Origin of the sequence: Vibrio sp. 10N.261.46.A3, from assembly GCF_041472995.1 — a bacterium.
GTDB classification, from domain to species: domain Bacteria; phylum Pseudomonadota; class Gammaproteobacteria; order Enterobacterales; family Vibrionaceae; genus Vibrio; species Vibrio coralliirubri.
The window spans coordinates 1-14,340 of the sequence record NZ_JBFRRH010000133.1; the positions used below are offsets into that span (position 1 = coordinate 1).

A 14,340-nucleotide genomic window follows, 5' to 3' on the forward strand; every position below is an offset into this window, starting at 1 on the left:
CAAGTTGATTCGGTATAGATACAATTAGTGAAACATTACTGATGAACAAAGAAGTAAGTAGTGTCGAATTAGAAGCTGCGTTCAGCCAGTTTGTAAAATCAATTCCAGAAAATGATGTGGTAATTTTAATAATTGATAATCTAGACCGTGTTTCTAGCAAAAAAGTTAAAGAAATATGGAGTGACTTAGAAATACTAACTTCTATATGCACTAAAAACCTTAGAATCATTGTCCCTTATTCTGAAAATCATATTGCATCTGCATTATCTAGCGAAAAATCCAAAAGCAACAATGAAACTCAAGAGATAGTCCAGAGCTCTAAAAGTGGACAGGAATTTATTTCCAAAAGAATTCCTGTAGTATTTAGAGCACCTCCAATTATGTCAGCCGGTTGGCGTGAACCTTTTGCACAATACTGGAAAGAAACCTTATTAGACCGAGGTGGGAAAGATGATGTCGCAGATTTAATCGATCTATGGTCTTCAACTCTAGAAAGCCGACAAATAACACCAAGATTTTTGAAAAAACATATCAATGATATCGCATCGATCATTATATCTAACCAAGAAACTAACCCTAAAGCTTGTTGCTGCTCTGCTTATTTGTTGGTTTGTAAGCTTAATAAATTCCCGGTAAACGAATTTCTTTCAGACACTTCCTCACATGCTACAGAACATAAAGACTCGCCTAAGATAGAAGCAACAAAAAGAGTTCTACGTAAAGTCGTTGGTATAAACGAGTGGCCGTTAGCAATAATGGCTATTCACTATCAAACCTCCACAGAGCTTGCACAATGCGAGTTACTAGGAGAACCTATAAAAAGAGCGATTAAAAACCATGACGCTCAAAGTATAGTTGAACTTGCAAACATGTATGGATTTACTATTGAATTCAATAAAGCAATACGTTCACCAAACACTGAACCATACGACTTAGTCTGCCTTGCACATTCTACTATAGAGCACCCGAAAAATAGTGAAGGGGAAAACCCTGAGAAATGGGTCAGTACTTGGATTCCTGAAGTTAATCATGCTCTCATAGAGAATAAGCATAATACAAGTTTGGACAACTATGACCTAAAAACTATATCTGCCTTTAAAGCACTTTTAGATAATGGCTTGCCATTAAACTTAGAACGAATCGAGCACGAGATTAAGGTAGTTGAGCAAGAAATTTTGGCCACTGACCCGGAAATGAGCGAGGAGCTATACCAGACTACAGAAGCGCTATACAACTATACACATTTAACAGATAATATTCCTTCCTTCGTAGCAACCCCCTCAAGTAGCTACTTTATTAATGTCTTGTGGCCACACAGACATGAGCTAACCAGATGGAACATTACTGATTACAAGCAAAGTTACCTTGAAATTGAAAAAAGTCTTGAGTTAATAGCTTCAACCAAGAGTTATTCTGGCCGATTCAACTACTTTGAATATTTGGCAAACATAAGTAAAATTAACAACCATTCAATTAAAGTTCTAGTGAATAGCACACCTGTAGCAACGTACGATCAAGTATTTAATTCAGAAGAAAGCCTAAGTTGGTATGCTCTACCATTCACTGTAGCTTGGTATCAGTCAGCCCAATCTGCAACGATTTTCAATCAATGTATTTCTAAATTTGCTCTGAATACTGAAAAAGATAGAATCGGCGTATGGATATCAGTACTACTTGCATATAGTATCGAAAATGAAATTACATCGACACATGTTCGACTCAGCAACAGTAGTGTTATCACACCAAATGATTTTATAAATCAAAAAGTCAAAGAGTTTGGAAAATTAGATGAAGACGTTTTATTTAATTTACTTGCGTTATCTAGCTCATTTGAATCTATATTAAAAGCTTGTCAAGATGCCATGTTATTTCCATTACTCAAGAACACTGTGAAACGTTTATGGAATGTACATAAGGTAAAATCTCTTCAACTAAGTAGCGCATTGAATTCTAGCTACCCTCTGTTAGCAAGTATTATCGAAGATAAAGAAGCACTCCTGAACAGGCTAAAAGATTGGCTACATAGTTGTGATGTACAAGTCAAAAATTGGTCTCATCAATTAGTCAATGATGTTCTAATTACAGAAAATAAGTATTTTATTGATTTTTCTTGGAAGGAAATATCTTCAATTGATGATGCGCCAAGCCTAACACGTATATTGAATTCAAAGGAATGTCATGAATCACAATTTATTATCAACCAATTCTCAGATGGTAAAAACAAACTAGCCAACTCAAAATTTGTAGCTAATATTCTAATAGACCTTCTAGATTCCCCTACTCTAAAGCAAAAGAGCGGTTCTGTTGCACTAGAATTACTGAACCTGTTGTATTCTCATGACAAAAAACGAGTAATACGACAAATAAAGGTACAGCTAACATCAAACTCCATAGAACGTTCTCAAAAATATACTCTTATTGAGTATTTTGGTTCCCAAGTAAAACTAGACCCCCTGAGCAAAGAAGACACTCAAACACAAGTTATAAATTTAATTGATGGTTTAAATTCACCCAAGGTTGCTAATTGGATTAACGTACAATTGACTGACCTTAAGGGCTGGAGTCCAGACAAGCTTATTGAATTAAAAGAGGCTACCGAAGTGTACTCTAAAGAATATAATTTAGAAAAAATCATCTCTGCATACGATGAAGAAATGAGTCAAAAGGCTTAATTTTTTTTAGGTAGAAGTGGAAAATTAAACCACTTCTACCTTAGCTGATTTCAAAATAATCCAATCACATTGTTTTTCCCATCTTCTTCAAGGCCTTTGGTCTGATGGTGCTTTGGCTACCCACCAAACAAGTTTCAGCCATGATACGTTCCCATTAAATAGCGGTCCTTTTGTTTCATGTACTCGACTTCGATTTATTACAAAAATGTTTTTGCCAGTCCCAAACAAAAAAGAGCCGCTAAAAAGCGGCTCTTGATTTTCAAACTATTTGTTGAAAAAACCATATATTGATATTGACGATTTCTTTTTTTTCAAAAGCTTACTCAAAAAACAACCATATATTGATATCGTCTAAAACAACCATAAGTTGATATTTTTGCGTTGCGTCGAATTGATTTTGAATTTTTGTGTAAGAAATTTTCTTACACAAAAATGGCACAATAGACCCATGCTGACCAGCAGAGTTGCTCAGCAATCAAACAGTGAAGATAGATATCGTAGCTCGAACATCGAAAGAATGCAGTTTGAAAAGCTAGCTAACTATTTAGTAAATATCCTCATCACTAAACAGGTACTCTAGTCTATCGCCTTCCCTCGCTACTCTATAAGCTGTGCGTAACCAATCTTCCAAAGTAGATTCCGATTTGGATAAAAAAGCACGTACGGAAATACCTTTATCACTATTGACATAAAAATCAACCAAGTCGTAAATGGTGTTTCGTTCCGCTGTGTATTTGAGTAGCATCTCTTGATCCAACTCACCGTGTGGAGCCACTTTATTCATCAACTTGATGGGACTAATTGCTAGGGTGTGGAAACAAATGTATTCATCTGTTTGTTGGGTATAAACTGTTTGAGACCGTTGACTACCTTCAAAACCAAACGCTAATTCATTAGGTTTCAGCATCAGTCTTAACTCTGGGTGATAATCCAAGAAATTAGCTCTTTCCTCTTCCAGTGACTCACTCAAGTCTACTGATTCAAAGTTTGCCGCACTTCCTTCCATTTCTTTTTCAATAGACTGATGTGTGTATGGGAACTCAACTTGTTCGATGGTAAAAAGACGCTCTACGTTTCTGTAGTACCTTAGTTTAGTTTTATCATGCTTTGCCAGGAGTCGGCACATATGGCAATTTGAGAACGTTTTGAGATCATTAAGCAAGTCTATCTCACCAAAATCTTCATCTAGTTTAGCCTCGCTTGTTGCTGAAAGTACAAGCTCATTTGATTTACGAGCAGCACGCAGTTCAAACTCATTCTGTCCATCCGTTGCTGAAATTCCTTTTGAGGTGATTTCAAATCGCTCCCCATTCAGGTAAGCATCTTCAATATTCGATTGAAGTTTTTTGAGGCTATCAAGATGCGATTGAGTATGTAATCGCTCAAAGTAACACTCCTCACTAAAGTGTTTATCTGCCACAAAAGGGCTTTCCAGGTAATCCGTAATCTGTGGCTCGATCGCGGACAATTGCTCATCAATGCTTACATCTGAAGCTAACACTTGGCGGTCATTATTAATCTTGTGCAGGTTTTTGATAAATTGATTCAAATTGGAGGCGCTCTGTTGCACTTGTATATATTCCACACTCTCTCTAATGTGAGGGTAGCGAACCTGGATAAAGTGGTCTGAAGCATTCGTGCAATTGATACTAATATTCCTTTGTGCCAACGAGCCAATGCGATCGACTCGCCCAACCTTTTGCTCCAGTGCAATTGGACTTGCCGATAAACCATAATGACTAACTGCATCGCAAAAGGTATGTAGGTCTTCCCCCTCCTGAAACACATCGGTAGAGATCAACACCATTGGGTACCCAGGCATACGGAAGCGTCGAGCCAAAGGAGAACGGTCACCACTATTGATACCACTGGCCCCAGCACTACTTTGTAGGTTTCTGATTTGGCTGGAAATATAACGCATCAAATCGCCATGATCTTTTCGGTAGGCGTCACTGAAGTTAAGTTTAATGATCAGGTCAATATTTGCCGTAATTGAGCGTAGAATGTTGTAGCTACTAAATGCCAGTTCTGATTTTTGTTCTTTCTGCTTTTGTTCTTTCAGCATTTGAACAAAATAACCTTGCTCATTTTTTTCCCCTCTAATGGAATAGAGGTCAATCCAAGGGTGATCAACTCTGCAAATATAACCAATGACCATACGCAGAATTTCACGCAGATGGATCGCTCTATCCTGCTTCAGTGAGTCCTCTTGGTTTAAAATCGCATGTACAAAGTCTTCTTCTCCCCAAATCGGAAAGAGTTCATTAAGTTCATCATTTGCTTGCTCAAAAAAGGTCACAGAATCCAATGCACTCGCCAGCTTCTCTCGGTCAGTAACACTGATTTTCGGCGGATTGGTATGATACAAATACTTATACAGTTTACTAGCAGTTTGTCTAAGCTTTTTATCGGCTGAAATATCTGAAATTAAGCAGCGAAGATAGCAGAATTGGGCAACTTGGAATCGCTTTTGATCATCCGTATCCGCATCAACCAATTCAAGCTCTTCAGCGTAGCCACGCAGATGATGGTTAGAATAGCTTTTACCCGATTGTTGGCGCAGTAACTTGGCCCAGTTAAGTTCAAACATAACTGAACGCTGGGCGACTTTTTGACGAAAGTTGTGCGGGGTCACCCACCTCCCGTCATTCTTTAAGCTCTTTTGCTCATCAATGATTTTCTCAATGTAAGCATTTCTTCCTCGGTAGAACCAAGCAAAGAAATCATCACTTGCACATTCCCCCTCACTTGTCTTTTCCACTTCGCCAGATTCCAAATCCATGTCGACCAATCCATTGTATTTATTGGTCAAGTAGTAGCGATGCATCTCTCTTACAAAGGCATCATTTTGAATAAATTCGCCAATAAAATCGTTGTCGTAGTGTTCTTCAAACTTACGCTTTAATTCACTCACGCTGGCAACACGGCGGACAAAAATCAACTGCTTCTTACCATACTTATATATTTGTTCATGTAATTGCTTCACCACCCAATCCATTTTTGGGTGTGGCGGTGTATGGTTGAACTCTTTCTGGTAACTATTAATCAATTGACCGATGACACTGTCATCTTTTGCGTCTTCTTTTCGCTCTTCATCATCGCCATCAAATATTGCATGCTCTCTATCAGTCAAAGTACTTGGAACATAGCTTTCAAACGACGCAAGCAGACCAGTTTGATACTTTCCTGCGAAGTTTTCACGCAGATGTTCACTTATCCGTTTTTGCATCAATGCTGCAAACAATTTTTGGCCATCATGCATCTCAACCTGAGCGAGCTGGCCTGTCCGATGCTCCTCTCGATACATATTTCTGGTGTGTTTTATACCGGATATATCCAGCTCATTGAGGCGCCTTACCATATACTTTGGTAACAAAGCCTCACGAGCACTGTTATCTATCTCAGATAGGGCATATTCTCCAAACAACTTAAACTGATTATCCAGCTCACTGAACTCGTACTCATAGGGCGTGGCTGAAAGAAGCAGTACCTTGTTCGTCAGAACAACCAGCTCCTGCTCTCCCTTATTGAGCGTACCCAGAATCGTGGCTAGGTTTTGGTTGCGATCACTCGATGACATCCCTCTTTTGAAGTTGTGCGCTTCGTCCACAACAATCAAATCAAACTTAGGCATGATCCGGTTGATAGCCCGCGCCCATAAATGCTTGCATTGTTTTTTCAGTTCGGAAAGTTGTCCCCCGATATCATCATCTAGGCATTCAACACTTTGCAGTAGCTCCTCAATGGTATCTGTGTTACCTGAATAGATAGATTTGAGCTTCTTCAAACTTATTTTGATGCTGTCCTCGTCATTTCCGAGTGCAAAACTCAACGCTGAGGTACAAATGAAGATATCCTGGTTATTGCCTAAAGCGGCTTCACGAATCAATGACTCTAGAGTGGGACATATGACATAAGGAGCGGCTGGAGAGCGATCCAGTGAGCGTACAATTAAATCATCATGAAGGTAATTGTGCTCGACAAAACTTTTATAGTCTTTAACCCACTTATCACGCACATTATTCTTGGGTAACAAATAAAGCACCCGCAGGTTTGGCTGCTTCTTACGCATCAATGCGATGGTCCCCAAAGATACATAGGTTTTCCCCATACCAACTTCATCTGCCAGATAAGCGAGCTTTTGTTTATGCAAGATATTATAGAGCGCAACACTGCCTTCTATTTGTAGTTTAGCTAGTGGTTTCCGCTCCTCTAAACCGGCTGAAAAATCAATGAGAGCCTTAGCACTACTGACAGATATCACTAGTTATCTCCCTTGACTTCAGCACTGCTAGAGGAGAGAAACTCTCGCTTAAACCAGGCGAAAAACTTTCGGTTATAGCTCGGATCGTCACAACAATCCGTCAGTTGCAGTGTATTGCTGTCTTCTAGATCACATATCGCTGTAGAAACCAGATTAGATAGTTCATTATCAACTGGCTCGACCCGCTGCAATGTATCCTGAATCGAGATCAGTGAAAGGTAACGAATTACAGGGGCAATGGCTTTACCCGGCTCCGTTTTTACGGTGAGTAGCTGCAAAGCACCGTGTAGAGAATCTGGTTGTTTGCCGAGTAGATAATAGTCTAACGTACGTTGATCACCATCTTCACGCGCTTGACATAGCGTCTGATTTAAGTGGTAGAAGGCACTGTTGATTTCTGAAAACTCAGAGAAGAAGTTTCGAGACTCAGCCTGAAGTTTATCTGTGAACTCTTCATTCGAACTGTACATGGATGCCAACTCACTTAATCTTGCATAATGCTCTGTCACCTGCAACAGCTTTGATGAACTCATTCCGCGGAAAATACTCAACAGATCAGTCAGGCTAAGTGGTGGAAGTACGCAGGGTCTGGCAAAGACATTCTGTTGGCTGAGAATAAGCTCTCGGCTTATAGGCTTCATCTCGTCATCATGAGAGGTTGCCGTAACAAGCGAGGAGTTTTTAAGGTGTTGCTCAAGACAGTCTTGAACCACGTGGACATGAGGCTGTGATTTGCCATTTACCCATTCAATTCTCGCCAGTTCTTCCTTGCTCGCATTAAACAGCTTGATCAGGTGCGGCCATTCAATACTGCTATTGATTAAACTCAGCACATGACTCTTCCAACAGTAACTCAAGTTCATGACTGGAAATCCACTTCGCTCATCATCAACATCCCCATGCAGATCTACTCTACTTTCTTCAAAAGTCAGCGCAGTGATCGCTTTACCTGAAAGTAACCGAGCTTCACCACAGTGCTTTATGAGGAAGCCAGCCTCTACGTTGTCTTGAAAAGCTTTGTAGCTAAAGTTTACCGAGCCCAAAAAGAGGTCGGTTCTCGATGCTGAAGACATTCGGAATACTTTAGCGTGAAGTTCTCTAGGAACCCCTTTTTCGACTAGTTTTTTGGTTAATTTTTTGCGCCAGCCGCACCATTGAACACCTTGTTTGCTTAGTTGCTCATACACGTCTTTAGCAACCTTTGCCCGGGTCTCATCATAAGGGTCAAGGGGCAAAAAAACTCGGCGAGACTCAAACTGATTCAGAAAATCACTCATCACCCTGCTCTCACCGGACTCGGCAAAATAGGGAGAAACCACCTCTAGCTGACTGTATTTATCCTGTTCGGCGATAAAATCTGAAAACGAGCGCTCCCCCGTCGTGAAATAGAATGATAACTGCTCATCATCAGCGGTCTTAGGCAGTGATTCAATGGCCTCAACGACCTTCTGAAGCGCGGAATCTCTATTGGTCGTCACTTGCTGATAGAAAGTCAGCGCACCAATAATTTCGTCGCACACGTTTTTCGGTGCCCACTCACTAGTGAGCATTACAAAATGCCCACACTCAATATTGTCCCACCAACCAGCACGAGTCAGATTAAATGATCCCGCACCAAACAGGACTCCGCCATTGAATGACTCCTCACCTTGTAACTCCAGTACCATCGCAATGAGCTTTGCATGTTGACAGCCTTTACGCGGTGAGTAACCGTGATACGCAACTTCAAGTCGCGGCGAGCGCTCACACCGATAAACAGTAGGATCGTAAACCACTGATGTATCGATGCGCCTCTGTGTCATTAAACGCTCTATTTGCTGCCAGCGAATAGCATCATTAGTTGATAATGCAGGTTGGTAAGTGCCGTGGTTTTGTTCCGATTTCTGGGACATTAACAACGGCATAATTTCCAGTTCAAAAAAGTCAGGCTCAAAACTGTAAGTTGAAAAAAATGCCGCTGTCACCAGTGAGCCTTCGAGATAATCTGCCACCAGATCAGAAATAGTATGGTAGTTCACTAATTCGCCTCCAAACGGATCGCTTCTCCTGCAATCAATAAGAAACTGTACAGAAAATAACTATTTTCAAACGTGTCTTTCAGTGACGCAAACCCCTCGTCAACATCTGGCAACTCTCCGGCATCGGAGACCACTCGCACAAACAACTTATCCTCTCGAGATTCGATCCAAGGTGCACCATTACGTTGCTTCATGATCTCCTGATGATGATGTAACAGTGTCTGCAGATATTGCTCGCCATTACCATCGTTTAACAATTTGACAGAAGACATCAGAAAAGAACGATGAGGCAACGACGTCAACGAATAAGGAATCGTAAGCGGGTTACAATTCATCCTTTGATTCAGTTGCTCAATAATCTGCTGGACAGGCTTATCATGCTGCCCCTGTAGCCAAGAAAACACGGAATCATTGAGCACCAGAACTGGCTCAATCTGCTTAATATCCATCGCATAAATCTGCAATAGTGAATCATCACACTGAACAAGGTAATCAAGGAACGGCTTGGTCCCAATTTCCATCTGCTTCGTTAGGTAATGGTTAGCATGGCGATAGAGTGACGACTGAGCATTACAGCTCTGACTTGAAGCGATTAGAGCTTCTACAAACCGGGTTCGATTGTCTGAATCCCCTATCAATAGTTCAAATTTGACCGCTAATTCACTAAGTTGGCAGGTTCTCAACTCCCCACTATCACATATCTGACATAGAGTCTTCCATACAGTTCCAAGTTGCTCGATGAGATGACTCGCCAGCTCTTCACCTGATGCAGTTAAACGGCGATGATCAATCTCTATCAGTTCTGCTCTCGCCATCGCTGGAGTGTACAACCCCCAAAGGCCCATTGAGAGCTGGTTGTTCAGCAAAGGCGTGGCGAGGCCGAGTACCACGTGACTCTCCGACATCCTCTGTTTCGCCTTGGTAATACCTAGAATCGCGCTATCGCTCCCATTCTTAGGAAATGAAAGACGCACATAAGCAAACAACTGCTCCATTCGCGCAAATCGCTCCTGCAGCACTGCTAGCTCTTTATCGGCGTACTGGTGAGCGTAGTCGCAACTTAATAGAGCAACGAAGAAGTTATTCAAGTTAGATGTCACTGTAGTAAGATTGCCGACTAATCGCCGCCCCAAGTAACCCCACACCCTTTCACTACCCAGTGGGTCGCGGGATCCTTTCGGACGCATTCGGGGGTCAAACAGTGATAAAAAATAGAAAGAGTTTCGTTGATTCTTGTTCACTTAAACTTCACTTTAGCTTTGATTTCGCTAACTATTCTCTTTATCCGTTGTTCGGCTGTAAGGTTACTTTGCACCTAGTCACCTTAGATCATGAGTTAGAAAGTCTAATAACTCGCCATAGCCAAAAACATCTTGAGACTTCAGGCTATAGCGAGTTTGACACACTATAATGTTAAAATTTTATTTACTTGGTGTAGTACTTCTAATTCAACTGCTCAAACTCAGCTTTAATTTTCTCACCCTCTTCGCGCCAGGCCCGGAACTTAGCGCGTCTTTCAGATTGAGTATCAATACACTCTTTGAGTTCTGTCATTGAGTTTCTCAGTTCAACATGGGTAGGGAAGAACTGTTCTATAAAGTTATCTGCGTTAATAAGCTTCAATAACTCTTCACGTTGTTTCTCGAAGTTCTCAACCATGTTTTGAACTGAACCTTCAAATTCCTTTTGTTTCTTATGCTCGCTATAGCTATTCCAAGCTTCTATCGCGATACCAACAACTACCAGAGCACCGTTGATACCTTTAGCTAAGTTAACCGCTCCCCACGGCTTGAACTTGAGCATACTAGCTAAATCAAGACCAACTAGCTTGCCAGCACTGACTAAGCCATCTCTAGCAGCAAGAATGCTGGAATTGTTGATATAGCCACCTTTAACGACAAAATCCATTCCTTGCTTGCCCATCATCGTAACGGCATTGTTGTAATGAGAAACTTCGTTATCGAAGTTTGCTTTTAGCTGGATGAGGTCTCCTGATAGAGAATTAATCTGGCGATCAAACTCATTTTGAATGCGAGTATTAAGCACTGCACCTTCGCTACCAATTTCTCGTTCAAAAAAGTCTGAGAAAGTGTTTATATCAGACCCTTTTACTTGAAGGATTAAGCTACTAAAGTGACTGGTTACAAACTCTCTAAGGCCAATTTGCACTTCTTTAATTTGAGTAGTAGTTTCATGCAATTGTTTATCTAAGCGCATGTTCATACCAGAAAGTCGACTTAGTTCTTCACCAATAAGTTCATCATTACGAATAGCTGCTGGAAGCTGACGGGCTAATACATCGCTAATGACACTTTGTTGAGCTTCCAAGGCTACAGCCATCACGCCACCGTTAGTGCTTACTTTTTCAGTTGTAGCAGCCTGTAAGGTATCGATATGAGAAAGCTCTTTGAACTTATCTGGGTTTTCTAACCAATAGCTCATACCCATATCAAACGGGTTAGCTGCAACTGCAACAACAGATAAATTAGATTTGTCCTCTTCTGACAAGTTAATTGCGTCATTCAAGCGTTCTATGACGTTTTGCGATTTGATGCGGAAGTTTTCATTGTAGTCCCACTCATCTTCAACATCGGCTACTTCATCGAAGCGGCCAAGAACAAATACAGTTCGAGATAGAAGATTTAGGTCTCGGAACAGCCAAGAAAGTTCTTCTTGGTGACTGGCCTTGATGGGATTCGTTGGACTCATTACGTAGAGTAAAAGATGCGCTTCACTAACATACTTCTTAGTAATGTCTTTGTATGCTTGAGCCTCCTCAGAACTAGCCGAAGATTTTTCTTTGAAACCGAATAGTCCCGGCGTATCAATTAGCTCACAGTTATCACCAATATCGTATGTAGCAACCATGTCGGAAGACTCTTGATGGCTGATGTTCATTGTGTCAGCATCTAGTTTCCCCAACCATGCTGCAGCGATAGATGTTTTCCCTTCCGAAAACCCTCCCACTAAAGCAATTCTGAGCCTACCGTTATCTACAGTCCTCATGGCCGCTTCAAGTTTCGTTTTCAGGCTCCCCTCAATTAAAGCACCTGCTTCTTCTCCTAACTCCAAAAATGAACTTAGTTTACTTAATAGAGTTTGGGCTTTGAGTTTATTTGACTCAAATTGTTTTAGTGTTTGGTTCATTTTAAAACTCCAAATCATTCAATAGCTTATTTAGTTCGAGTTTTGATTGTGAAAGCTTTGAATTCACATCATGTATATGTTGAATAGACTCAGACATTGCGTCTGAAATTTTTAGCACATTGGCTTCAACATCCTTCATTGCACTGCCAATTATTTGGTCAATATTGTTTTGAATTTTGGATGCAACCTTAGCGATATTCTCGTTAGTAGATTTTTTTTGTTGTGATTTTTTATAACTACTACTAAACATAGAGCGAAAAGCTTTATAAACCTGAAATACCAACGAGGCAACGGATACCGCTACTACTGCCCATCCCACAGGGTTCCAAAACAAAACTAACCCTCCACCCACAGCCCCTAAAATACCCCAAACGTTTACGCCATTATCGATGTTAATATTGATACTGGTATCAATGTTGTTTAAAGAACTGTAATTGCCCATGACATCATTAGTTTGGTCTTGGAATCTAGCTAAGGTTTCATTAAGCCGCTCTTCGAACTTTTCTATTTCTTTACTCATTAACTCAGGCATATTGTGAATCAAGAGGCTTTGATGATACTCAATATTTGATTTTAATTTGCGTTCAAATTCATCGTTGCTGATGTCATTGTCGATTTGACCGTATGTCTTTATACGTACTTGATCCTCAAAGTCTCGTATCTGTTTAGCCGCTTCATTTTGCAATCGTGAGCGCAATGTAGCCATATGAGATTTAAGTTCTGCAGAACTATGCCCTAGCTCTTGGTCCAAATCTGCAAGTAAAGGAGCAAACTTACCGTTATATAATTCGCTAACACTCTTTATTGCCTGAACAACAACTTCACGTGCTTTATTTGTGTTAGAGAGCAGAATCTTGCCTTTGAAAGATGACACTGTAGATTCATTGAACATCTTAGCGATGGCATTGATGTTTGACTTCTCAAGCAGTGCTTGTTGAGAAAATTGATCGAGGAACTTATCTTGATTCTTTTCATCACGAGATGCAGGCAGTAGACAAGAAGATACAGCTAAAAATGCAGGGTAAGCGCTCAGTGCGATATGACTTTGATAGCTATCACCTAGATAATCTTTCATGGTGGTATTGAGTACCTTAAGGCTCTCTTCCTCCCCTTCAGAAACGAGTTCACGGTTCTTAATTTGAATCGGGTTTTGGACTCGTTTATTAAAGACAGTCCATACTTCGGACTGAGCCCCAAGGTGTTGCTTAATTTTATCTAGAGTACCAGGGATCTTACCGTCCCCCTTTTGTGGTGCTGATGCTTTACCTGTTATGTAGAAAACCGTGTGTGCTTTATGAACCGCTTGCCAAATTGCGTCACTAACTTTCGATTCTTTACCCTCGATACCAGGAACGTCGAGAATGTTGAATTTATGCCCATCACGTTCGAAACTATAGCTTTGGGTTTCCAAAGTGAAATCCGAACGACCATTACCGATAATTGCTCCATCAGCTAGCGACTCTGCTTGACGGAGCTGTTCTATCATTTCGTCGTGCTTGGTCCTGTGATTGATAACATCAAGCGCAATAGCATCAATTCTCTCAACAAGTTCTTGAATCTTTCGTTCCTTTATATAATGAGCTTGTTCTAAACCTTGTTGAGCTTCTTTGTACAATTTAAGATCCGGTGAGGTTTGAAATAGCCACCATATACGCTTCAAAAAGGAAGCAGAATTTTTCAGATATTCCCATTGTTGCTTCTTTTCATTCAGTACATTTTCCCTCTCAGAAATTGTGTTATCTAATTCCAATGATATTTTTTTAAGGGCGCTTTTCTGTATATCTAACTTACTCTCTGTATCGAGAATTAACTGGCGCACTGTTTTAATAGACTCTTTAGTGATACAGCTCTTATGCTGCCACTCCTTAAATTCTAACTGAGACTGTTTCTTGCCTTCCTCATCGAACAAAATTCGAAGAGTTTCGATTATGGTGGACTTACCAGCATTGGTTTCACCATACAATGCAATAGTGTATGTATCCCATTCAGCATATCTATCCAAAATGGAAAGTTGTTCGTGGATTTGTTCATGCAACTTCCTTAAGACTTCTCTGCCTTGTTGCGTATGTTCATGGGTGCTTACATCCCGAGAATTCGTACTGAGCTTTTGCACAAGCTCATCAATCACAGTTTGCAACTGACTATAAATTTCTTTTGATGATTCCATTTGGCTCATTTTTATTCTGGTTTGAAGAAATTATTCTTTAAATCTCTTACATTTAATTAAAATTGGACACTC

At 40.5% G+C, this 14,340-nt stretch carries 6 protein-coding genes; 1 reads left to right on the forward strand and 5 read right to left on the reverse strand.

The annotated features are described in order from the left end of the window. The first annotated feature begins 41 nt into the window (after positions 1-41). Positions 42-2,672, forward strand: coding sequence for a P-loop NTPase fold protein (locus tag AB4484_RS24510; RefSeq protein ID WP_372080818.1), 2,631 nt, complete (start codon positions 42-44; stop codon positions 2,670-2,672). Between the two features lie 544 nt (positions 2,673-3,216). Here AB4484_RS24510 and AB4484_RS24515 read toward each other — a convergent pair. The 5 genes from AB4484_RS24515 to AB4484_RS24535 all read right to left on the reverse strand — a co-directional run bounded on the left by AB4484_RS24515 (position 3,217) and on the right by AB4484_RS24535 (position 14,268). After that, positions 3,217-6,936, reverse strand: a complete 3,720-nt coding sequence (locus AB4484_RS24515; RefSeq protein ID WP_372080819.1) for a DEAD/DEAH box helicase family protein — start codon at positions 6,934-6,936, stop codon at positions 3,217-3,219. Continuing rightward, the gene (locus tag AB4484_RS24520; protein WP_372080820.1) at positions 6,936-8,954 is read right to left on the reverse strand and encodes a hypothetical protein; all 2,019 of its coding nucleotides are present in this window, start codon (positions 8,952-8,954) and stop codon (positions 6,936-6,938) included. Before AB4484_RS24520 ends, AB4484_RS24515 begins: the two co-directional genes overlap by 1 nt. Next, positions 8,954-10,141, reverse strand: coding sequence for a hypothetical protein (locus AB4484_RS24525; RefSeq protein ID WP_372080821.1), 1,188 nt, complete (start codon positions 10,139-10,141; stop codon positions 8,954-8,956). Before AB4484_RS24525 ends, AB4484_RS24520 begins: the two co-directional genes overlap by 1 nt. A 256-nt stretch (positions 10,142-10,397) precedes the next feature. Continuing rightward, on the reverse strand, positions 10,398-12,101 hold the full coding sequence (locus tag AB4484_RS24530) for a LeoA/HP0731 family dynamin-like GTPase (protein ID WP_372080822.1): 1,704 nt from the start codon (positions 12,099-12,101) through the stop codon (positions 10,398-10,400). Position 12,102: 1 nt separating this feature from the next. Further along, complete coding sequence (locus tag AB4484_RS24535; RefSeq protein WP_372080823.1) at positions 12,103-14,268, reverse strand: hypothetical protein; 2,166 nt, start codon at positions 14,266-14,268, stop codon at positions 12,103-12,105. Positions 14,269-14,340: the final 72 nt, after the last annotated feature.